General features: G+C 69.5%; 21 protein-coding genes and 1 pseudogene. 13 read left to right on the top strand and 9 right to left on the bottom strand.

Features of this window, described 5'->3' with window-relative positions; genetic code table 11:
• Positions 1-5: 5 nt before the first annotated feature.
• The 3 genes from ABZW96_RS24730 to ABZW96_RS24740 all read left to right on the top strand — a co-directional run bounded on the left by ABZW96_RS24730 (position 6) and on the right by ABZW96_RS24740 (position 3402).
• Positions 6-2099, top strand: coding sequence for an MMPL family transporter (locus tag ABZW96_RS24730; RefSeq protein ID WP_355078056.1), 2094 nt, complete (start codon positions 6-8; stop codon positions 2097-2099).
• 29 nt (positions 2100-2128) lie between these two features.
• Positions 2129-2428, top strand: a complete 300-nt coding sequence (locus ABZW96_RS24735) for a recombinase family protein (RefSeq protein ID WP_355078001.1) — start codon at positions 2129-2131, stop codon at positions 2426-2428.
• Between the two features lie 185 nt (positions 2429-2613).
• The gene (locus ABZW96_RS24740) at positions 2614-3402 is read left to right on the top strand and encodes a hypothetical protein (RefSeq protein WP_355078002.1); all 789 of its coding nucleotides are present in this window, start codon (positions 2614-2616) and stop codon (positions 3400-3402) included.
• Positions 3403-3490: 88 nt separating this feature from the next.
• On the opposite strand, the gene ABZW96_RS24745 is transcribed toward ABZW96_RS24740, so the two are convergent.
• The 4 genes from ABZW96_RS24745 to ABZW96_RS24760 all read right to left on the bottom strand — a co-directional run bounded on the left by ABZW96_RS24745 (position 3491) and on the right by ABZW96_RS24760 (position 7527).
• Positions 3491-4321, bottom strand: a complete 831-nt coding sequence (locus ABZW96_RS24745; protein WP_355078003.1) for a heme ABC transporter ATP-binding protein — start codon at positions 4319-4321, stop codon at positions 3491-3493.
• 82 nt (positions 4322-4403) lie between these two features.
• Positions 4404-5498, bottom strand: a complete 1095-nt coding sequence (locus tag ABZW96_RS24750; protein ID WP_355078004.1) for an iron ABC transporter permease — start codon at positions 5496-5498, stop codon at positions 4404-4406.
• Positions 5495-6484 (bottom strand): ABC transporter substrate-binding protein, encoded by a 990-nt coding sequence (locus tag ABZW96_RS24755; RefSeq protein ID WP_355078057.1) that lies wholly within the window; start codon positions 6482-6484, stop codon positions 5495-5497. The genes ABZW96_RS24750 and ABZW96_RS24755 overlap by 4 nt, the downstream gene beginning before the upstream one ends.
• An 83-nt stretch (positions 6485-6567) precedes the next feature.
• Positions 6568-7527 (bottom strand): aldo/keto reductase, encoded by a 960-nt coding sequence (locus ABZW96_RS24760; RefSeq protein ID WP_355078005.1) that lies wholly within the window; start codon positions 7525-7527, stop codon positions 6568-6570.
• 281 nt (positions 7528-7808) lie between these two features.
• Between ABZW96_RS24760 and ABZW96_RS24765 the strand changes: the two genes are divergently transcribed.
• The 7 genes from ABZW96_RS24765 (at position 7809) to ABZW96_RS24795 (ending at position 13983) form a co-directional block, all read left to right on the top strand.
• Complete coding sequence (locus ABZW96_RS24765) at positions 7809-8738, top strand: undecaprenyl-diphosphate phosphatase (protein ID WP_355078058.1); 930 nt, start codon at positions 7809-7811, stop codon at positions 8736-8738.
• Positions 8739-8754: 16 nt separating this feature from the next.
• Entirely contained in the window at positions 8755-9513 is a 759-nt protein-coding gene (locus ABZW96_RS24770) for a histidine phosphatase family protein (protein WP_355078006.1), read from the top strand.
• Positions 9514-9584: 71 nt separating this feature from the next.
• Positions 9585-10169: a DUF3090 domain-containing protein gene (locus tag ABZW96_RS24775; RefSeq protein WP_355078007.1), complete on the top strand. Its 585-nt coding sequence runs from the start codon at positions 9585-9587 to the stop codon at positions 10167-10169.
• Between the two features lie 4 nt (positions 10170-10173).
• Positions 10174-10983, top strand: coding sequence for an SCO1664 family protein (locus ABZW96_RS24780; RefSeq protein WP_355078008.1), 810 nt, complete (start codon positions 10174-10176; stop codon positions 10981-10983).
• A 78-nt stretch (positions 10984-11061) separates the two neighbouring features.
• Positions 11062-11484 (top strand): hypothetical protein, encoded by a 423-nt coding sequence (locus ABZW96_RS24785; RefSeq protein WP_355078009.1) that lies wholly within the window; start codon positions 11062-11064, stop codon positions 11482-11484.
• A 137-nt stretch (positions 11485-11621) separates the two neighbouring features.
• A complete protein-coding gene (mshC, locus tag ABZW96_RS24790; RefSeq protein WP_355078010.1) occupies positions 11622-12860 on the top strand; it encodes a cysteine--1-D-myo-inosityl 2-amino-2-deoxy-alpha-D-glucopyranoside ligase in 1239 nt (412 codons plus the stop codon).
• Between the two features lie 43 nt (positions 12861-12903).
• The gene (locus ABZW96_RS24795) at positions 12904-13983 is read left to right on the top strand and encodes an MBL fold metallo-hydrolase (protein ID WP_355078011.1); all 1080 of its coding nucleotides are present in this window, start codon (positions 12904-12906) and stop codon (positions 13981-13983) included.
• Here the strand turns inward: ABZW96_RS24795 and fadD11 are convergent.
• The 3 genes and pseudogenes from fadD11 to ABZW96_RS24810 all read right to left on the bottom strand — a co-directional run bounded on the left by fadD11 (position 13967) and on the right by ABZW96_RS24810 (position 16788).
• On the bottom strand, positions 13967-15808 hold the full coding sequence (gene fadD11 / locus ABZW96_RS24800) for a fatty acid--CoA ligase FadD11 (RefSeq protein WP_355078012.1): 1842 nt from the start codon (positions 15806-15808) through the stop codon (positions 13967-13969). The genes ABZW96_RS24795 and fadD11 overlap by 17 nt on opposite strands.
• A 637-nt stretch (positions 15809-16445) precedes the next feature.
• A pseudogene (locus tag ABZW96_RS24805) lies at positions 16446-16640 on the bottom strand (enoyl-CoA hydratase/isomerase family protein); the annotation flags it as partial.
• A 25-nt stretch (positions 16641-16665) separates the two neighbouring features.
• Positions 16666-16788, bottom strand: coding sequence for a hypothetical protein (locus tag ABZW96_RS24810; protein WP_355078060.1), 123 nt, complete (start codon positions 16786-16788; stop codon positions 16666-16668).
• 145 nt (positions 16789-16933) lie between these two features.
• On the opposite strand from ABZW96_RS24810, the gene ABZW96_RS24815 reads away from it, so the two are divergent.
• Positions 16934-17482 (top strand): TetR/AcrR family transcriptional regulator, encoded by a 549-nt coding sequence (locus tag ABZW96_RS24815; RefSeq protein WP_355078013.1) that lies wholly within the window; start codon positions 16934-16936, stop codon positions 17480-17482.
• Positions 17483-17492: 10 nt separating this feature from the next.
• Here the strand turns inward: ABZW96_RS24815 and ABZW96_RS24820 are convergent, their stop codons facing one another.
• Positions 17493-19349 carry a Na+/H+ antiporter gene (locus ABZW96_RS24820; protein WP_355078014.1) on the bottom strand — a complete coding sequence of 619 codons (1857 nt, stop codon included), beginning with the start codon at positions 19347-19349 and terminating at the stop codon, positions 17493-17495.
• Positions 19350-19476: 127 nt separating this feature from the next.
• On the opposite strand from ABZW96_RS24820, the gene ABZW96_RS24825 reads away from it, so the two are divergent.
• Complete coding sequence (locus tag ABZW96_RS24825) at positions 19477-20379, top strand: alpha/beta hydrolase (RefSeq protein WP_355078015.1); 903 nt, start codon at positions 19477-19479, stop codon at positions 20377-20379.
• A gap of 137 nt (positions 20380-20516) precedes the next feature.
• The gene (locus tag ABZW96_RS24830; RefSeq protein WP_355078016.1) at positions 20517-21488 is read left to right on the top strand and encodes an enoyl-CoA hydratase-related protein; all 972 of its coding nucleotides are present in this window, start codon (positions 20517-20519) and stop codon (positions 21486-21488) included.
• Between the two features lie 92 nt (positions 21489-21580).
• Here ABZW96_RS24830 and ABZW96_RS24835 read toward each other — a convergent pair whose 3' ends face one another.
• Entirely contained in the window at positions 21581-22165 is a 585-nt protein-coding gene (locus tag ABZW96_RS24835) for an SMI1/KNR4 family protein (protein ID WP_355078017.1), read from the bottom strand.
• Positions 22166-22469 lie beyond the last annotated feature (304 nt).

The raw sequence follows: 22469 nt of genomic DNA on the forward strand, positions 1-22469 counted from the left end.
ACGCGATGCGCCGTTCCGGATCACTGCGGTGGGGGCGGTGGGTCCACCGCAACCGCTACCTCGTTCTCGCCCTGTTCGTACTGTTCGTGCTGGGCTCCGGCTGGTACGGCCGCGACCTGGCCGGGCGGCTGACCCAGGAGGGCTGGTTCGACGAGAGCAGCGAATCGGTGGCCGCGGCCCAACTGGCCGACCGCACCTTCGGCCGCGACACCGACAGCGACCTGATCCTGCTCTACACCGCACCCGACGGCGCCACCGTCGACGACCCGGCCGTCCGCGGCCCGGTCACCCAGCACCTGGCCGGATTGCTGGCCGCCTACCCCGACCGCATCCAGAAGATCGACAGCTACTGGGACAGCCCGTTCTCCGCCCAGGCCACCGACGCCACGCACACCCACGCCTTCGCCAGCGTCGGCCTGCGCGGTTCGGGCACCGCGACGGTGCAGAACTACGCCGCGATCGAAGACCATCTCGGCGCCGGACGCGCAGGCGGCGGCCCGGGCGGCACGACCGTGCAACTGGCCGGATTGCAGCCGATCGTCGAAGGCATCAACACCGGCATGCAACGCGACATCAAACGCGCGGAGATGATCGCCCTGCCGTTGGTGGCGATCCTGCTGTATTTCGTGTTCGGCGGCGTGATCGGCGCGCTGCTGCCGGTGCTCATCGGCGGCATGACCATCCTGGGCACCCAGGGCGCGCTGCGGGCGCTGACCGACCACCTCGACGTCAACGTCTTCGCCAGCGCCGTGATGACCCTGGTCAGCCTGGGCTTGGCGATCGACTACGGCCTGTTCACCGTCACCCGCTTCCGCGAGGAACTCGCCGCGGGCCACACCGTCGAAGAGGCCACCGCCCGCACCGTCGCCACCGCCGGGCGCACCGTGCTGTTCTCCGCGGCGATCATCGCCCTCAGCCTCGGGGCGCTGTTCATCTTCCCCAACGGGGTGCTGCGCTCTGTGCCGCTGGGCGGTATCAGCTCGGTGCTGCTGGCGGCGCTGCTGTCGGTGACCGCGCTGCCCGCGGCGTTGAGCATCGTCGGACGCCGCATCGACTTCCTGGGGTGGAAACGCTTCTCCCGCAGCAAGACCGAGGCCCAGATCGACGCCGGTTTCTTCTCCCGCCTGGCGCTGTGGGCGATGCGCCGCCCCCTGGCGGTGGCCGTGCCGATCGTGCTGGCCCTGCTGGCGTTGAGCATCCCGATACGTCACATCGAATTCGGCGGCCTGAGCGAACGCTATCTGTCCGACGACAACCCGGCGCGAGTGGCGCAGGAACGTTTCGACGCCCTGTTTCCCAGCTTCCGCACCGAGCCACTGAAACTGGTGGTGCTCGGCGCCGACCCACAGCAGTTGAGCGACATCCGCTACGCCGCCAACCAGATCCCCGGCCTGACCGGACGCTTCGAACCCGCCGCACCCACCAAGGACGGCATCAACGTGCTCGCCGCCGGGCTGACCGACAAACGCGACGCCGACCGGGTGATCGCCGCACTGCGCGCCATTCCCGAACCGCCCGGCACACAGGTGATGGTCGCGGGCGTGCCGGCCCTGGAACGCGACAGCATCAACGGCCTGCTCGACGGCCTGCCGGTACTGCTGGCCATCCTGGTCGCCGCGGCACTGGCGCTGATGTACGCGGCGTTCCGCTCGCTGGTGCTCGCGCTGAAAGCGGTGGCCATGAGCGCGCTCAGCCTCGTGTCCACCCTCGGCATGCTGACCTGGATGTTCGTCGAGGGGCACGGCGCGGGGATCTTCCAGTTCACGCCAGGACCGCTGATGTTCGCGGTGCTGGCGTTGATCGTGACGGTGGTGTTCGGGCTGTCCACCGACTACGAGGTATTCCTGCTGTCGCGGGTGTCGGAAGCGCGTGCCGCCGGCGCGGACGCCCCCGAGGCCATCCGCTACGGCATCGCCCACACCGGCGGCGTGATCACCTCCGCCGCCGCGATCCTCATCGTGGTCACCGGTGCGTTCGGGTTCTCGGATCTGGTGCTGATGAAATACATCGCCTACGGCATGATCGCCGCCCTGATCCTGGACGCCACCGTCATCCGCATGCTGCTGACACCCGCGGTGCTGAAACTGATCTGGCGGTAGGACACCGGCAATCGTTTACGCTTTCGGGCATGTCCGGCACGTTGATCGGCTATGCCCGCTGTTGCACGGGCACAAAGGATCTCATCGCTCAGCGCGACCGGTTGGGTGAGCTCGGCAGCAGCGGGCAACGCAGCTGTCCCGTCCACGGATCGACAGGCACCAACCGTCAGCGTCCCGGACCCGACCAGACGCGCGCGGCGGCCCGCGCCGGGGACGCTCTCGTGGTCCCGGGACTCGACCGGCTCGCCCGCTCGGTCCCGACCGCGCGAGCGGTCGGTGACGACCCCGCCGCCCGCGGCCTGCCAGACGCGACGACCAGATCTCCCTGACGGCAGCTTTGGGCTCGACCCGGCTGTATCCCCGGCACGGCTGACGGTCGCGAACACAGGACCACACGGACGTCGCCGACGGTGCCGGGAGAAGACGAGGAAGCTGCGGTGATCGAGCCGAGGGCGTTGACTTGCTGACCAGATCCGAGGTGATCGCACGGGCATACGCCCGATTCGCCCAGCACTTGAGCAACGAGATCAGGAGATTGGCCAGGGCTGATGCCGAACACGGCCTCAGGCCCGTCGCTGGTGGAGCCGCGGAGGCAGCCCGAGTATTTTCCGACGCCGACAGAGGTTTTCGCCATGCTTTCGATACCGGCGACCCGTCGTTCCCGCGTCCGCTGCTGGAACCCGGTTCCGCGCCGCCGGATCGTTTCTACAACGGAGCACGCCTGTGGCAGGTCGACCAAGTTTTTCCCCGAGCTTTCCGTGGACCAGAAACCACAGCCGAGGAAGGCTATATCCGCACAGCGTCGCACAGCACCGCCGGAGACGTTGTCTACCTGACCGACGGCCCCGATATCGCCGGTGTGTACGGAACGATCACGAGCTGGACCGATGTCCGCGACGGCACGATGCGGTTCCATCCCGCGGGGATGGTACTGGGTATCGACGCCACCCGCATCCGGGTGAATCCGATGGCCGCGGAAGGGCATTCGGCGGCCGATTACGTCGAAGGCGTCAGCGACCGCGTATTCACCACGCCAGGCCGCGTAGACACATCCAAAATCGTCAGCGTGGAATTCCAAACCTACGACCACATCATCGACAACCCCGAGGTAACCCTGGTCGCCGACGGGTTCCCAGGCTTCGACGGCCTTGGGCAGGATTCGTTGCGCGACCCCGCGGTAGTCGCCGATCGACTCACCGGCATCGCCGAGGCCGTGCGCAGAAACTACCCGACGATCGACGTCACCATCAGTGCCAACCACCTCTCCAGCGACGAAGCCATCAGAACCTTCCTGGCGACATGAGCACTGCTAGAGCTGTGGTCACGGTTCGTCATGTACCCGAGGACACGATCCCTGACCGCACCCCCGGCAGGCGGTGTCGCCGCTGCGCTCAGCGGCGCACCGGCAGCACCAGTTGTGCCCCGGTGACCGGGTGGTCGAGCACTTCGACCGGGTGCTGGTAGACCCGCGTGAGCAGTTCGGTGGTGAGCACCTCACGGGGTGGACCGTCGGCGGCGATGCGACCTGAGTCCAGGACCGCGACGCGGTCGGCGTAGGCGGCCGCGACACCCAGATCGTGCAAGACGACCACCACCGCGGCGCCGTCGTCGGCGCGCTCGGCGGCCAGACGCAGCACGGCCTCTTGATGGCCGAGGTCCAGCGCGGCGGTCGGCTCGTCCAGCAGCAGGGTGGCGGTGTCCTGCGCCAGCACACGCGCCAACGCCACCCGGGCGCGTTCACCACCGGACAGGGTCGGGAACGATCGCGTGGCCAGATGAGCGACATCGGTGGCGGCCATCGCGGCGGCGATCTGTTTCTCGTCGTGTTCGCGGCGTTCGGTGCGCACCCACGGCGCGCGGCCCATCGCCACCACTTCCCGCGCGGTGAAGGGAAACCCGACGGTGTGGGTCTGCGGCAACACCGCCCGCCGCCGGGCCATGTCCAACGTCGTCCAGTGCGCCAACGGCTGCCCGTCGAGCTCCACCGTCCCCGCACTCGGCGCCAACTCACCGGCCAACGCGGCCAGCAACGTCGACTTACCGGCCCCGTTGGGCCCGACGAGAGCGACGACCTGCCCCGCCACCGCCTCGAAATCCACACCGTCGAGCACCCGCCGCGCCTGCCCGCCCCCGCGCCGCTCCACACTCACCCCCGACGCCCGCACCGTCACATCTCCCCGCCGCGGCCACCCCGGCACCTCGTGCACAACCCGCACCTTCACCCCACATCTCCCGTCGAGTGGCACACCATCGAGAGGTCTTCTCGGCGTTCACCGCAGCCATGCGCCACTCGGCGCGGCCCGCTCATGCCCAGCCTCCGGCCCGGGCGCGGGTGCGGCGCAGCAGGTAGAAGAAGACCGGGCCGCCGATGAGGGAGGTGAGCATGCCCAGCGGCAGGTCGGCGTTGTCGACGAGGGAGCGGGCGGCGACGTCGGCGGCCAGCAACACCACCGCGCCGACCACGGCGCTGAGCGGGATCAGGATCCGGTGGGCAGGGCCGACCAGCATCCGCACCAGATGCGGCACGATCAGACCGACGAACAAGATGATGCCGGTGAACGCGACACCGGCGGTGGCCAGGATCGCCACCACCACGATCACGTTGCGCCGCAACCGCTCCACGTCGACACCCAGATGGCGGGCCGCCGACTCTCCGAGCGCCAGCAGATCCAGCCGCGGCGCCAGCAGCACCGCCGCCGCCACCCCGACCGCGGCCAGCGGCGCGACCACACCCACCGACTCCCAGGTGGCCCCGTTGAGCGACCCCAGTTGCCAGAACACGATCTGATCGCGCGCGGCGGGGGAGGCCACGAACAGCAGCAGCGCGATCAATCCGCCCGCGAACGCGTTGATCGCGACACCGGTCAACACCAGCGTGACGACCTCGGTGCGCCCGCCCGAGCGCGCCAGCAGATACACCAGCAACGTGGTCGCCAGCCCCGCCACGAACGCCGCCGCGGCCACCGACCACGCCGCCACGAACGCCCCACCCACCACGATGACCGTGCCCGCACCGACCGCGGCCCCCGCCGACACCCCGATCACGCCCGGCTCGGCCAGCGGATTGGCGAACACACCCTGCAACAACGCACCCGCTGTCGCCAGCGCCGCACCGACCAGCATCGCCAGCACCACCCGCGGGAACCGCACCTGCCACAACGTCACCTCACCGGCAGGATGCGCGGGCACCGGCCCCACATCCAGCCCGATCCGGTGCAATACGCTGCCGGCGACCTCGGCGGGCGTCGTCGGCACCTGACCGATCGCCGCCGACGCCACCGCCAGCGCGACCAGCCCGGCCACCGCCACCGCGAACACCAGCAGCACCCGCGAACGGCCCCGCGACTTCGGCAGCGGCGGCACCGGCGGCCGCGCGGTGTCCGTCTCCGAGACGCTCATGCGTGCCCGGTGCCGTACACCGCCGCGCTCAACGCCGCGATCACCCGGCCGGTGTTCGGCCCGAAACTCAGCAGCACCGCATCCGACATGTCCACCACACGCCGGTCGCGGCCCGCCGGGGTCTGCGCGATCCCCGGCACCTTTTCCAGCCCCTCCACACCGCCGACGGACTTCAACCCGTCCGACATCACCAGCAGCACATCCGGCGCCGCGCCGATCATGGCCTCACTGGTGATCGCCGTGAACGGCTCCTTCACCCCGGCCACCGCGCCCGCGTCCCGCGCCCGCAACGCCGCGATCAACGCGTCCGCACCCGACCCCGGGCCGGCGAGCATCGTGATCGCGGTGGAACGCAGATACAGGAACGCGATGGTCAGCTGCGGGTCCTGCGCGGGCACCGCGGCGCTCGCGGCGGCGATCTCGTCGCGGGTTCGCTGCGCCAGCGCCTGCCCCCGCTGCGCCACCCCCAACGCGCCCGCGACCGCCTCGATCTGCGGCACCACCCCGTCCATCGTGCGCTCCGGATCGAAGTACACGACCGTGACCCCCGCCGCACGCAACTGCTCACGCACCGCGGGCGCCGCGCTGGTGGTGTCGGTCAAGAACACCGACGGCCGCATCGCCAGCACCGACTCCACATTCAGCGACCCGTTGCCCCCGGCCACGTTCGGCACATCCCGCACCGCGGGAAACGCCGCCGAGGTGCTGCGGCCCACCAGCTTGGGCCCCAGCCCGAGCGCGTACACGATCTGGGCGAGGGTGCCGTAGCGATCCACGGCGATGATGCGGGAGGCGTCGGTGACGGTCACCTCGGCGCCGTCGAACGAACGCACCGTCACCGGCAGCGTGGGCGTGGGCTCCGGCCCGATGGGCACCGGATCCAGATCGGTCAGCGTCGCCGTCGTCGGCCCGTGCCCGCCGTGCGAGGACCCGGCGTCGGTGCCACACGCGACCACCACCGCCAGCAAGCTCACCGCGAACAACATCGGCAGGGCGCGCCGCCATCCGGTTCGGATCCGACTCCCACCCCTGGCCGCTGCAGTGCTCATGCAGGCAAGGCTAATCTGTGTCACTCCGCGCGTGCACTGACGTCGTCCAGGGCCGCGGCGATCGCCCGCGGCAACTCCAGGGTCTCGGCGGCCAGCACGCCGGTGAGCTGTCCGATATCGCGGGCGCCGACGATCATGCTCGCCACACCCGGCCGGTCCCGGATCCAGGCCAGCGCCACCGCCAGCGGCGAGGTGCCCAACCCGTCCGCGGCGGTCACCAGCGCATCCACCACCCGGGTGGCGCGGTCGTCGAGACCACTGCGGATCTCCGCCGCGGTCGCCTCGTCGGCGCCGCGCGAATCAGCGGGAACACCGTCGCGATACTTGCCGGTGAGGATGCCGCCCGCCAACGGCGCCGAGGCGATCACCCCGACACCGTGGAACCGCGCGGCGGGCACGACATCGGTCTCCGCCCCCCGCGCCAGCAGTGAATACGGCGTCTGCGCCGCGGTCACCGGCGCCACCGCGGCCAGACTGGCCAGCTGCCAGGCCCCGAACCCGCGCACCCCCGCGTAACGCACCCGGCCCGAGCGCACCACCTGCTCCAACGTCGAGGCGACCTCCTCCAACGGCGTCCGCGGATCCCACACCGCGACATTCCAGATGTCGAGATGGTCGGTGCCGAACTCCAGCAGCGTGCGGTCCAGCTGCCGCAGCAGCGCCCGCCGCGAGGTGTCCACGGTGACCTGCGCCGCCTCCGGCATCCCCGCCGCGGCGAATCCCCACGGCGCGATCCCGGCGCAACCGCTGAGCACCAGCTCGTCGCGGGAGACCAGGTCACCGAGCAATTCGGCCAGGATCCGCTGCGCGGCCCCGCCCGCGTAGGCGGGGGAGGTGTCCACCAGTGTGCCGCCCGCCTCGACGAACGCCACCAGTTGCCCCGCCGCGTCCTCGGCGTCGGTGTGCGCACCCCAGGTATGGGTCGCCAGGCCCATCCGCGACACCCGCAGGCCGCTGCGGCCCACCGTCCGCTGTTCCATCACCGTGTCCGCGCATTCGTCACGGCGCCAAGCCTAGAGTGTGGATACGCGACTCGGCGGCCACCAGCACAGTGGGTCGCGCTCGGGTGCGGCGAGCACACCCGCGACCCGCGCGGCGGCGGCAGCGCCACGGCCGGGCACGCCGCCGCGGCCTCGACACTGTACTGTCGCTGCGTGATTGGCGCGGTGGTCAGGAAGAATCGACCGATCGCCGCACCAATGCCCAGGTAGCAACGCGTATTCCGCGCGGAAGTGGAGGATGGTTCGTGGTCGGCGAGTCGATGACCTGGGTGCAGGCCTTGGTGCTCGGTCTGGTGCAGGGACTGACGGAGTTCCTGCCGATCTCCTCCTCGGCGCATCTGCGCATCGTCTCGTCGGTCTTCTTCGGCGACGACGCGGGCGCCTCGTTCACCGCGGTCACCCAGCTGGGCACCGAGGCCGCGGTGCTGGTGTACTTCGCCAAGGACATCTGGCGGATCCTGTTGGCCTGGTTCGCGGGTCTGCGCGAGCAACTGACCACGCGCGGCCGCCAGCAGATCCCGCTGCACGATCAGCCCACGACCAGACTTCCGGTCATCACCGCCGACCACAAGCGCGTCTTCGACGAACAGGCCCAGCGCGAACTCGACTACCGCATCGGCTGGTATGTGATCATCGCCACCATCCCGATCGGTGTGCTGGGATTCTTGCTCAAAGACGAGATCCGCACCGGCGCCCGCAATCTATGGTTGGTGTCGTTCATGCTGATCTTCTTCGCCCTGGTCATCGCCGCCGGTGAACACTTCGGCCGCAAGGATCGCCCGATCGAGCAACTGACCACCCGTGACGGGCTGGCCATGGGTTTCGCGCAGTGCCTGGCGCTGATCCCCGGTGTCTCGCGCTCGGGCGCCACCTCCACCGCGGGCCTGTTTTTGGGCTTGGAGCGCGAAGCGGCCGTACGGTTTTCGTTCCTGCTGGCCATCCCGGCCGTGACCGCCTCGGGCCTGTTCAGCCTGCCGGACGCGTTCGAACCCGCTGGTGAGGGCCTCAACGCCAGCGGACCGCAGCTGCTGGTGGCCACCGTGCTGGCGTTCGCGGTCGGCTACGCGTCGGTGGCGTGGCTGCTGCGTTTCGTGGCACGGCACTCGCTGTACTGGTTCGTCGGCTACCGCATCGTGCTGGGCGCGATCCTCATGGGTCTGCTGGCGGGCGGGGTGGTCTCGGCGACATGATCGCTAGGCTGACCGCATGACGGTGATCCTGTTGCGGCACGGTGTGTCGACCTCGAACACCGCCCGCACCCTGGCCGGTCGCAGCACCGGCGTCGAGCTCACCGAGCGCGGCGAGGAGCAGGCGAGGGCCGTGGCCGAACGACTGGCCGGGCTGCCGATCGAACGAATCGTGCACTCCCCGCTGCTGCGCTGCCAGCGCACGGTCGCGCCGCTGGCGGAAAAGTTCGGGCTGGAACCGGTATTCGACGACCGGCTGGTCGAGGTGGACTACGGCGAGTGGACCGGGCGGCCCATCGCCGAACTCCTGGAGGAACCGCTGTGGAAGGTCGTGCAACGGCACGCCTCCGGCGCGGTGTTCCCCGGCGGAGAAGGGCTGGCGCAAGTACAAGCCCGCGCGGTCGCCGCGATCCGCGAACACGACCGCGCCCTGGCCACCCAGCACGGCCGCGACGCGCTGTGGGTGGCGTGCACCCACGGCGACGTGATCAAGTCGGTACTCGCCGACGCCCTGGGCATCCACCTCGACGGCTTCCAGCGGATCCTCGTCGAACCGGCCTCGCTCAGCGTCGTGCGCTACACCCCGACCGCACCGTACGTGTGGCGGCTCAACGACACCGGCGCCGACCTGTCGGCCCTCGCCGCCTCCGGCGCTCAACAGCAAGCGGCGTCGTCGTCGACGCCGGGACCCGAGGTCTCCGGACCAGTCCCCGGTGGCGAGCTCGGCAATAGCGCAAGTGCGGATAATGGGAATGCGGAGCGTCGAGATTCCTTGTAAACAACCGAGCGGTCGTTGTATGGAATCCCCGCGCCGCGGGTAGTCGATCAGGGTCATATCAGGAGGTGCATGTGTCACGCGCAATCCATGTATTCCGCACCCCCGATCGTTTCGTCGCCGGGACCGTCGGTGAGCCGGGCGATCGCGCGTTCTATCTGCAGGCCGTGCAGGAACCGCGCGTGGTCAGCGTGCTGCTGGAAAAGCAGCAGGTCAAGGTGCTCGCCGACCGGATGGGTCTGCTGCTGGACGAGGTCGCGCGCCGCTTCGGCGCCGAAGTGCCCCCGCAGGCCGAAGACGTCGCCGACAACGCACCGCTGGTCACCCCCATCGACGCCGAGTTCCGTGTCGGCACCATGGGCCTGGGCTGGGACGCCGACGCGGGCGCGGTGGTGGTGGAACTGCTGGCGATCACCGAGACCGAGGTCGACGAGTCGGTGGTCCTCGACGACACCGAAGAGGGGCCCGACGCGGTGCGGGTGTTCCTCACCCCGATCCAAGCCCGCGAATTCGCGCTGCGCTCCACCCGGGTGATCGCGGCGGGCCGCCCGCCGTGCCCGCTGTGCGGTGAGCCGCTGTCGGCGCGCGGGCACATGTGCGTGCGCACCAACGGCTACAAACGCGGTGAGATCTTCGGCGCGGCCGAAATGGAGGAGTGATTCGGTGGCCGAGGCCGGGGACGGATTCCACAACGGTGAACTGACCGTGATCGGGCGGGTCAGCACCGCCAGCAACGTCACCCTGGTCTGCGACGTGAACGACACCGCCACCGGCGAGACACCCCTGCGGGTGGTCTACAAACCGATCCGCGGCGAACGACCGCTGTGGGATTTCCCCGACGGCACCCTGGCCGGACGCGAGGTGGCCTCGTATCTGATCTCCGAGGCGATCGGCTGGGGCGTGATCCCCGAAACCATCTTGCGCGACGGCCCTTTCGGCTTCGGCATGGTGCAACGCTGGGTCGTGGGCGTCGACAACCACACCGACCGCGGCGACCGCCTCGACCTGATCGACCTGTGCCCCGCGGGCGCGGTGCCCGACGGCTTCCGCGAGGTGCTGCGCGCGGTGGACGACGTCGGCAACGAAGTGTCGCTGATCCACGCCGACGATCCGCGGTTGCAGCGCATGGCGGTGCTGGACGTCCTGCTCAACAACGCCGACCGCAAGGGCGGGCACGCGCTGGAAGGGGTGGACGGGCAGGTCTACGGCGTCGACCACGGCATCTGCTTGCACACCGACCACAAACTGCGCACGGTGCTGTGGGGCTGGGCCGGGCAGCCCATCGACGACGGGCTGATCGCCGACATCACCGCCTTCGCCAAGCAGTTGCCGGGCGCGTTCGCCGACACGCTCGGCGAGCACATCACCGACGCCGAGATCGACGCGTTGATCGAACGCACCCAGCAGGTGCTCGACGACCCGGTGATGCCGCTGCCGCGCACCGCCCGGCCCATTCCGTGGCCGGCGTTCTGATCGCGACCGCTGCCGTGCGCGGGGTTTCCTGGCACAGTTGAAGCTTCGAGCGCTCGGCGCGACGACGAGGAGGACGCGATGCCCCACTCCACTCCCGATCGCGCGGCGCCGGTGGTGCGGGTCGCCGTCGGCGCGCCGACCTACCGCATCGCATTGCACTACGTGCACCTCTACGACAAGAAGCCCTACCCCGACACCGACCTGCACCTCTACGACAACGGCGTCTACTGGCTGAGCTCGGCGGGGGAGAACCACTTCGGCGTCTACGTCATGACCGAGGGTTCGGTGGACTCCGGGCGGTTCACCATGCGGTTCATCTCGTTGCCTTCCGCGGACTGGGGCGATACGGTCGCTTATCACGAACTCGAGTTCGACGTCGCGCGCGGCGAATTCACTCAGCTCGCGCTCGCCGACACCGATCCCGACATCCCCGAACTGGACGGGACGTTCGCGATCGGACCCAACACCGTCACCGATCCCACCCGCGGCACCGACAGCTGATTCAGCGAAACCGTAATTATTGACATCCCACGATTTGCTGGAAGACGCAGGTCGCGGCAGGCGACCCTACCGGCCGCGTGGGCGCGGCGACCGGGCCGGGGCCCGATGATCTCCACCACACCTTTACCCTCGTAAGCATGCAGTCCTGGTCCGATACCGCCCTCCCCACCGTCCCCGGAGCAGGACCGCCGTTGCGGTTGTACGACACCGCCGACCGTCTGGTGCGCCCGGTCACCCCCGGCCCCACCGCCACCATGTACGTCTGCGGCATCACCCCCTACGACGCCACCCACCTCGGGCACGCCGCCACCTACCTGACCTTCGACCTGGTCAACCGGCTGTGGCGCGACGCGGGCCACGACGTGCACTACGTGCAGAACGTCACCGACGTCGACGACCCGCTGTTCGAACGCGCCGCCCGCGACGGCGTGGACTGGCGCGACCTCGGCGCGGCGGAGACCGACCTGTTCCGTGAGGACATGGCCGCGCTGCGGATCGTGCCGCCCCGCGACTACGTCGGCGCCGTCGAATCCGTCGACGAGGTCGTCGAATTCGTGCAGAAACTGCTGGCTTCCGGCGCCGCCTACGTCGTCGACGACGCCGAGTACCCCGACATCTACTTCCGTGCCGACGCCACCGACCAGTTCGGTTACGAATCCGGCTACGACCGCGCCACCATGCAGCGGCTGTTCGCCGAACGCGGCGGCGACCCGGACCGTCCCGGTAAACGCGACACCATCGACGCGCTGCTGTGGCGCTCGGCGCGGCCCGGCGAGCCGTCCTGGCCCGCTCCGTTCGGCCCGGGCCGACCCGGCTGGCACATCGAGTGTTCGGCGATCGCGTTGAACCGCATCGGCCCGGAATTCGACATCCAGGGCGGCGGCAGTGACCTGATCTACCCCCACCACGAATACTCCGCCGCGCACGCCGAGTCGCTCATCGCCGGCCGCCGCTTCGCCCGCCACTACGTGCACGCCGGCCTGATCGGGCTGGACGGGGAGAAGATGTCGAAGTCCCGCGGCAACCTCGTGCTGGTGTCCACGCTGCGCCGCGGCGGCGTCGACCCGGCCGCCATCCGCCTCGGCCTGCTGGCCGGCCACTACCGGCAAGACCGGATGTGGACCGACGCCCTGCTCGAGCGGGCGCAGCAGCGCTTGGAGCTGTGGCGCGAAGCCACCGCGTTGCCCGCGGGCCCGTCGGCCACCGACACCGTCGCCCGCCTGCGCCAGCACCTGGCCGACGATCTGGACACCCCCAAGGCGCTCGACGCCCTCGACAACTGGGCCCGCCAGGCACTGGACTACGGCGGCCAGGACACCGCCGCCCCCACGCTGATCACCACCGCCGTCGACGCCCTGCTGGGCGTACGCCTGTAGCCGGTCTCTTGCCCGCATCCCCCGCACGTGATGGGGTACGGGGGTGTGCAAGCTTCCCGGCCTCGGCCTGTTCGGCCCCGGCGGCAAACTGACCTCCCTCAGCGCAGGCGTCTTGCGGCCGGCGGCCGATCCCGCCGACCCGCGCACGATCGCCGCGCGCACCCGCTTCTTCGGCGCCGACACCGTCGACCCGCAGACCGGCGCCCTGCGGACCGACCGGGTCGTGCTGTCGTGGGTCGGCTGCACCACCTTCGCCCTGGCCATCGGCGGTTCGGTGTTCCTGCTCGACGCGTGGGTGCCCCGGCTGACCAGCACCGGTTACGTCCCCGCCACCCCGCAGGACCTGGTGGACCTGGCGCCCGCGGCGATCTTCATCGGCCACGGCCACTTCGACCACGCCGCCGACGCCGGACGCATCGCCCAGGCCAGCGGCGCGGTCGTACACGGCACCGCCGAGCACCGCGCGAGCATCGCCGCACAGGTCACCGATCCAGCGTTCCCCACCGCCGTGCACGGTGACGCGGGCACCGCGATCGGCACCCGGGAGGATTTCGCTGTGGGCGCGGTCGAGGTGACCGTCGTGCGGCACCTGCACTCCGCACGCACCCCGTCCGATCCCGTCGGCGGATCACCGCGCTTCTTTCCCCGCCCGCAACCGGGCATCGTGCTGACCCACCCGCCGACGCTGAGCGGTCTGCTGCAAGGTGTGCCGCGGCTGCGCGACCCCGAAGGAGGGGTGCTGCTGTACCAGTTCCGGGTGCCGGGCTTGTGCCTGGTGTGGCACGACTCGACCGGACCGCTCACCGAACGCGCCCCGCAGGTCTTCGACACCCTCGCCGCGCTCCCGGCCACCGACGTGCAGATCGGCGCGGTGCAGGGCTACAACCAGATCAGCAACGGGCTGCGCGATCCCCGCACCTACATCGAAGCCCTCACCCCCGCGCTGTTCGTGCCGAGCCATCACGACAACTGGCTGCCCGGACTCACCGCGAGCGCGGCGACCTACGACGCACCGTTGCGCGCGGAACTGGAACGGATCACCGCGCCACGGCGACCGGAACTGCGCACCCTGCACGATCCGGCCGACTACGTGCGCCCGCAGCGGCTCACCTTCCAGCTGTGAGCGTGTCCGCGCCGCCGGCGCGGGATCGCTGCCCGTCGGGTTCATGCACGGTCGCGGCGAGGTCTTCGGCGTAGAGCTGGGCGATCTGCTCGGCGTACTTGTCGGCGATCGGCTTGCGCCGCAACTTCATCGTCAAGGTGACCTCGTCGCCGCCGGGCTCCCAGAACACCGGCAGCACGGTGAACCGTTTGATCTGCTCGACCCGCGACAACGTGGCGTTGCCCGCCGCCACGCCGCGCGCGATCGCGGCGATCACCCCGTCCTCGGCCGCCAACGCCGCCGCCGATGCATCCGGCAGCGCGTGCTCGGCGGCATACAGTGCCGCGGTCTCGGCGTCGATGACGATCAGCGCCGTGTTGTACGGGCGCGCGTCCCCGATGGTGGCGATGGCGCCCACCAGCGGCGTCGCGGCCTTGATCGCGTTTTCGATGTTGGCCGGGGACATGTTCTTGCCCGCCGAGTTGATGATCAGCTCTTTCTTGCGGTCGACCACCCGCAGATACCCCTCGGCGTCGACGGACATGATGTCGCCGGTGTGCAGCCACCCGTCCGGGTCGAGCGCTTCGGCGGTCTGCCGCGGCTGTTTGCGGTAGCCCTTCATCACCAGTGGCCCGCGCACCAGGAATTCCCCGTCCTCGGCGATCCGCCACTGCATTCCCGGCAGCATCCGGCCCACCGAACCCAGCCGCGCCTGCTCCGGCGAGCAGGCGCTGGCCACGCAGGTCAGTTCGGACATGCCCCAGATCTCCGAGATCGGGATGCCGATGCCGAAGAAGAACCCGAGCGTCTGCGGTGGAATCGGCGCGGCGCCCGACATCGCCCACTTCAGTCGGTCCAGGCCGATTCCGGCGCGCAACGCCGACAGCACCTGCTCGTCGGCCCGCGCCCATTCGGCCGCCAGCTGGTCATCGATCGGTTCGCCGCGCAGCTGGGCGTCGGCCTTGCGCGCCGCCACGTCCAGCGCCCACCGCAGCGCACCGCGCCGAGCGTCGTCGGGTTCGGCGGCGACGGAGAACTCGATGGCGGCCTTCAGTTTCTCCCACACCCGCGGCACCGCGCCCCAGATGGTGGGGTGCACGTCGGCCAACGCGGCCGGCAGCAGCGACCGGTCGGGCACCACGGTGATCTGCGTGCCGTACACCTGCTGCAGATACAGCGAGCAGAACCGGTCGGCCATGTGCGCCGAGGGCAGGTAGGAGGTCTGCCGGTCGCCGAACTCCACCGGCAGCACCGCGTGGAACGCTCGCGCTTCGGCCAGCAGATTGGCGTGGGTGATCTCCACGCCCTTGGGGTCGCCGGTGGTGCCGGAGGTGTAGACCAGGGTGAGCACGTCGTCTGGCCGCACGGCCCGCCAGGTCGCCTCGAAGTCGAAATCGGGGCGGCCCATGGCTCTCAGTTCGTCGAGCCCCACGGTGCCCTCGGGCGTGGCGTCGATGCAGACGATGGTCTCGATCGGCGTGCCGCAGGCACGGATCCGCTCGAGGTACTGCTGCTCGCAGATCACCACCCGATTGCCCGCGTTGGCGAACACGTAGGTCAGTTGTTCGGGCGAGAGGGTGTTGTACACCGAGAACGAGGTCGCGCCGGTGTGCTGCGCGCCGACTTCCAGGGGATAGAACTCCACCCGGTTGCCCATCATCAACGCCACCGTGTCGCCGCGGCCGACACCCAGCGCGGCCAGGCCCGCCGCGACCGCGCGCACTTCTTCGGCGTACACGCGCCAGGTGAGCGTTTGTCCGCCGCCGATGGACCGGACGGCCACCGCGTCCGCATCGATCGCGGCGCTGTGCTGGAATGCGGCGCAGGACGTGTTCGGTTCGGTCATCGCACAACCCCGTTCGGTACACCCGGCTTTCCCAGACCGTAGGTGTCCGACCGTGCTCGGCGGGGCGTTTTCGCCCGTTTCCGGATCCACGACCGGTTCGTCCGCGCACGACCGAACCACTTCTCCGGCAACGGGATCGGCGGTTCCGGCCGTGCGGATTCCGCCGCGCCGGGCGATGGGGTCGCGGACCGACCGCCGCGGCGGGGCGGGTCAGGCCGCGCTGCCGCTACCGGCTTGGAACACGGCGGTCATGAGGTCGGCGAGAACTGTCAGCAATTCCACGATCGCTCCCTTTCAGTAGAAAACACGAAGTCAGCAGCGTGTATGACGCGATCGTCTTTATCGTGAACGAGGAATGAATAAACAGAAACCGGCCTGCACCGGACGGGGTGACCGCCGTGTTCCACCTCTGATACGCGCTGAGCTGGGATTCATCGCCATCTCTCCGGCTTCGGCCATCACCCGGTCCGATGACAAGATTCCCGCTCCCACCGTGCCGCATTCCGTCGACGACTTCACCGTGAAGCCGAGGAAAAGGCGTGACACAGCAATCCATCAGGAATTACCAACCCACGGAATGAGGGAGAATTCTTGCGACGCAGCAATTTCGAGTGCGCCCCGCACGGTGGCCGGAGCGCTAGGTGGTCAGTGCCGTGACGGCGGCGGCGTACTTGGTGTTCTCGATCGCACCGAGAGTGCCGGGGTCCTTGCCGCCCAGCGGGGCCAGCAGCGCTACCGCGGCGTCGACGCCGCCGAAGCGGCGGCCGGTGGTCATCGAGGCGACGGCGCTTTTCGGGGTGAGCTCGACCTGGATCACCGCGGCCATCGCGGGGTGAAGGGAATGGTGAAAACAGGGGTCAAAGGGGTGGGGGACCGACGGCGAGTACGGCCCGCACGCCGCTGCGCAGGTATGCCCGTGCGCGAACCGGCTGTGCCTGGTCGAGCGCCTCGCTGAGCAGATCCGCGCGCGATCCACCCACGCGCGCTAAATATTTCAGCAGGTAACAGGTACCGAAGCGTCTTCTCGGCGTACGCATCGGTACTTCCCGAGGTCGGTCCAGCCGACGCTACGATGGGGTACTGTTCGGTCCCTCCCCCTGACCGAACGAAGAGAACGGCGCGCGTATGTCACGAGTGGTCACCAAGGAGCAGTACTTCGACACCGGCTTGGAAGTGCTCGCCGAACTCGGCTTCAAAGGTCTCAACATCGGCGTCCTGTGCCGGCAGCTCGGCGTCACCAGCGGATCGTTCTACCACCACTTCGGCAGTTGGCAAGGATTCGTCGACGCCCTGCTCGAACACTGGGAGAACCGCCAAGTGCGCATCCTGGGGACCATGCCGTTCAACCAGGGCAACCCCGATGACGACATCCGCGCCATGTCCGACCTCGCCGCCGGACTGCACCATTCCGCCGAAGCCGCCATCCGCGCCTGGGCGGCCAACGACGAATCGGTCAACCTCGCACTCAAGCGCGTCGACGAATCCCGCAGGCGCACCGTGCACAAAGCGATCAAGGGGGTCGTCGGCGACGACGACACCGCCGCCGTGGTCACCTCACTGGGCATGGCGATGCTCGTCGGCTACCAGCAGATCGCCGCGGGCGGGGAGAACCTGTCACTGGACCAGCTGCTGGCCGAATACGCGCGCCTGATCTACTCCCACGCGCAGCGCTGACCCACTCCGGCTAACCGAGCAGCTCGTCGACATAGCACCAGCGCCACGCCTCTCCCGGCTCCACACTGCGCATCACCGGATGCCCGCTGGCGCCGTAGTGCTTGGTCGCGTGATTGCCCGGAGAAGAGTCGCAGCAGGCGATGTGCCCGCACGACAAGCACATCCGCAGATGCACCCACGCCAGTCCCTCCGCGAGACATTCGCCGCATTCGTCCGGCCCGCCGTGCGCACGCACCAGCGGCGCGTCCCGCAGATGCGCGCAAGCGTCGTCGGCCCCCGCCGCCGCCAGCGGTTCGACCCGTTCTTCCTCGGTCTCGTCGTAGCGATCGATGATCGACTCCTCGAGATCCAACTGCGCCAGCACATGCTGCAGGATCTCGTAGTCGACGGCACCCGAATCCCGTACGCGCAAGACGGTTTCGCGTTCGGCCTGCAACATCGCCAACCGCAGCCGCCGGTACTCCGCGGTGGGTGTCACCAGCTCCGACTCCGCCCGCCCCAACCGCTCCCAGGCGGCGTTGGCCTTCCACAGGACCCGATCACGCAACGTCTGCACCACCCCCGACGGCGTGTCCGGCGTGACTTCCCGCTCGAGAGCGGCCAAACCGGCCGCGGTCGCCTGCTGCAACACGTTGGCCTTCTGCAACGCGTCCTCGGCGCGACTGGGCGCGCGCAACCGCAGCCACCGCACCAGCCACGGCAACGACGTGCCTTGCACCAGCAGCGTTCCCGCCACCACCACCAGCGCCAGCAGCCGCAGCACGGCCAGCAACGGAGTGTCCTGCGGCAGCAGCAGCACCGCCGCCAACGTCACCACCCCCCGCATCCCCGCCCACGACACCACCACCAGATGACTCACCGGCACCGCCTCGCCACCACCGAGACTGCGCGACAACAACGACGACCCGAACACCCAGACCGGACGCGCCAGCATCGTCGCGGCCAGCACCGCCACCGCCGACCACAGCAGGGTGGCGTGGTCGAGCTCGCTGTGCCAAGCACCCTCCACGATGCCGCGCACCTGCAACCCGATCAGCACGAACACCGCGCTCTCCAGGATGAACTGGATCGTGCGCCAATTGATGCGCTCGGCGATCCGCGACGCGGCGCTCTGCCACACCGGCGCGTTGTGTCCGAGGATCATCCCGCACACGACCACCGCGATCACCCCCGAGGCGTGGATGCCCTCAGCGGGCAGATACGCCGCGAACGGCGCCAGGAACGACAACGTCGTGTCCATCACCGGGTCGGTGATCCGCCGCCGCAACATCGCCAGCAGATAGGCCACCACCACTCCCACCGCCGCGCCGCCACCGGCCGCCAGCGCGAAATCGGCGCCGGCCGCCCACACCGACACCGTGCCCACCATCGCCGCCAGCGCCGTCCGCAACGCCACCAGCGCGGTCGCGTCGTTGAACAGCGACTCGTCCTCCAGGATCGTCACGATCCGCCGCGGCATCCCGATCCGCCGCGCCACCGCCGTGGCGGCCACCGCATCCGGCGGAGCCACCACCGCACCCAGCGCGACAGCGACCGCGAACGGCACCGGCAGCAGCCACCACACCACCACCGCCACGGCGAAGGTCGTGAACAACACCAACCCCACCGACAACAACCCGATCGTGCGCGCATTCGCCCGGAAATCCACCAGCGACGTGCGGATCGCGGCGGTATACAGCAAAGGAGGCAGGAAACCGAGCAGAATGATCTCCGGCTCCAAATGGATCTCCGGCACGAACGGCAGATACGACGCCGCCACCCCGCCCACCGTCAGTACCAGCGGTTCGGAGATCCCGAACCGTCGCGCCAGCGCCGCCAACGCGGCCGCCGACGCGACGAGAACAACCAGGCCGATCGCGACATGCACGGTGAAATTCTCGCAGAGCGCACGATCGGCTATCGGCCGGCGCGGTAGATGACACGTGCACGGCCGACCGAACTACTGTGCCCGGGCGCACACACGCGCCATGCTTGTCGACGACAAGGAGGTAGACATGGAGGAGTTCGCGTCCTGGCGGGCGAACGGACGACGCCACACTCATCGCGGCCACCAGATCTTCTGGCGCGACGGAGGCGCAGGCACCCACGGGACGCTGGTGTGCATCCACGGATTTCCCACCGCGTCCTGGGACTGGCATCGGATCTGGCCGGGCCTGTGCGAACGATTCGCCAGGGTCATCGCCCCCGACATGATCGGCTTCGGCTGGTCGGCCAAACCCCGCCACTACGACTACCGCATCACCGACCAAGCCGACATCCACGAGAACCTGCTGCGGGAACAGGGCATCAGCCGGTACCACATCCTCGCCCACGACTACGGCGACACCGTCGCCCAGGAGCTTGTGGCCCGCGACGCCGAACGCCGCGCCGCCGGCGACGAATCCCTGGTGATCGAGTCGGTGTGCCTACTCAACGGCGGCTTGTTCCCCGAAACACACCGCCCCCGCCCGGTGCAGCGGCTGCTGGCGAGCCCGCTCGGCCCGCTGGTCGGCGTCCTGGGCAGCGAACGCACCTTCCACCACAGCTTGGCCGCGGTATTCGGGCCCGACACCAAACCCACCGACATCGAACTGCACCAGTTCTGGCTGCTGTGGTGCAGCAGGCACGGCAAGAGCAACGGCCACAAACTCATCCGCTACATGGCCGAACGCCGCAAGCAGCGCAAGCGCTGGGTGGGCGCACTGCAGCAGACCCAGGTCCCGGTCCGGCTCGTCGACGGCCTGTCCGATCCCGTCTCCGGCGGCCACATGGTGCACCGCTACCGCGAACTGATCACCGACCCCGATGTCGTGGAACTGTCGCGAATCGGCCACTACCCGCAACTGGAGGCACCCGAGCAGACCCTCGCGGCATTCCTGGAATTCCACGACACCCGCGTCCACAAGCCCACGGCCTGACCGATGTTGCGGACCGGCCCGGCCGGTCCGCAACATTAGGGTGTAGTCCACGACCGCGCTGGACCGCTTCCGAAACGCGTTCGCGTGGAACCGTTCTCGCGTCCCGACCGCCGACATGCGCACCGAAGGAGCCGCCGATGTCCGCCGCCGACCTGCCCCTGGAAACCATCGAACTCGACCAGTCCGGGCGGGTACTCACCGCGCGTGTGGTCGCGCCCCCGTGGAACTTCGTCACCACCGCGGTCGTCCGCGACCTCGACCTTCTCACCGCCGCGGTCGATATCGACGACACCGTGGGCGCGGTCGTGCTCACCGGAGGACTGCCCGGCCGCTTCCTCACCCATGCCGACCCCGCCGCCCTCGGCGGCATGATCGAAAAGCCACGCCCCTTCGTCCCCGCTCGCGCCGCCGCACCGTTCCTGCGCGCCGCCGCTGCCGTCCTGCACGTTCCCGGCGCCACCGACCTGGTCGAACGCCACGGCGGCGGTCTCGGTGCGGGCCTGGTCTGGGGTTACCGCTGGAAACGCACCACCTTGCGGATGAACCGCTCCGGCGTCGCCTACCTCGCCGCCATCAACGGACCCGCACTCGGCGGCGGGCACGAGATCGCGCTGGCCTGCGATCTGCGCTACGCCGCCGACGCCGACCACGTGCGCTTGGGCCAGATCGAGACGCTGGCCAACCTCATTCCCGGCGGCGGCGCGACCCAACGCCTCACCCGCCTGCTCGGCGCCGCCAAAGCCATCGAGGTCACCCTCGAAGGCACGCCGTTCACCGCCCAGGAAGCGCTGCGTCTCGGCCTGGTGAACCGCGTACTGCCGGCCGAGGACCTGCTCACCGAAACCCAGGCCACCGCGGCCCGGCTGGCCGCCCGCAACCCGGTCGTCGTCGCCGAACTCAAACGCGCCGTCTACTTCGGCTCCGACAAATCCCTCTCCCGCGGCCTCGACGCCGAACAAGCCGGATTCGTCTCCGTCGGCACCACCACCGCGGCCGCCCGCACCACCAAAGCCTTCTTCGAAGACCTCGACCGCCTCGCCGACACCCCGTTCCTGGCCGACCCCCAACCCTGGCTGGACGGCACCCGCGTCGACCAGGTGAGCAAATGACCCACCTCGCGGGGGACGACACCCACGGGGGCCGTCAGCGTTCCACGCTCATAGTCAGGTGCAGTGAAGTCGGCGGAGCGGAAGCGAGTCGCTCAGCCGGGGATGTATGACCCGGACCCGTACTGCTCGACGTCGCGGCGGTACTGGTCCTGCCAGTGCAGGAACTCGTGGCCGTTGCCGCGGAACTTGCCCTGCAGCTCGCCGGGAAGGCCTCCGGTACAGGCTCTGGCCAGGAATTCCACCATCCCGTACGGCAGCACCGTCAATTCGTCGTCGTATACGCACACCGGCCACTCGGCGCTCGACTCACCCTCGACGCGCCACAGGTAGTAGAAGTCGCCACCGCCATCAACACCCCAGTGGATATACATGTCACCGTCACCCAGAATCTCGGCCCTGTACGGCTTGGCAGCAGCCCGCCGAAACGTCCCGGTGATCTCCACCACACTCGTGCTGTACCGGTGGCCGGGCGCCGTCGCCGGTGCCGCGATCAGCAGGGAGTCGTCAAGCAACCCGGCGCCGTAGACCGCGAGGAAGTCGAGGTAGTCCGGCGGCAGTTGGACCCCCAACGCCGCCTCGGCCTCCGCCACCCCCTGCAGGTCCAGCGCCGCCCACTCCGCGCTGGCCGGCGACGGCGGCAGAATCCGCCGCAAACGTTCGAGCGCATCGCTTGTCATCGGTTCTCCCTAATCCGTCGGACCCGTCGGAACGGGACTCGCCGGATTCATGCGATTGTCCGGGTCAGCCGTGTCTCGTGACCCGCCCTGGCTTCACGGTTCAACAGCCCGTTGCGAGACATCGGTGTTCAGTGCCGGCGGGCGGAGGCGCACCCATCATGCCAACATTCGCGCGTGTCGGCCCGAGCTGTTCCCAGTCACGGCTGTAGCCCGCAACACGCCTTGCATGCGGCAACCGCGGGAGACCTGAACTAGCGACCCCATCCGGCGGAGGGACATTCCGGACAGCCGAACCGCCACCGCC

The organism is Nocardia sp. NPDC004168, assembly GCF_040610355.1.
GTDB lineage: Bacteria > Actinomycetota > Actinomycetes > Mycobacteriales > Mycobacteriaceae > Nocardia > Nocardia sichangensis.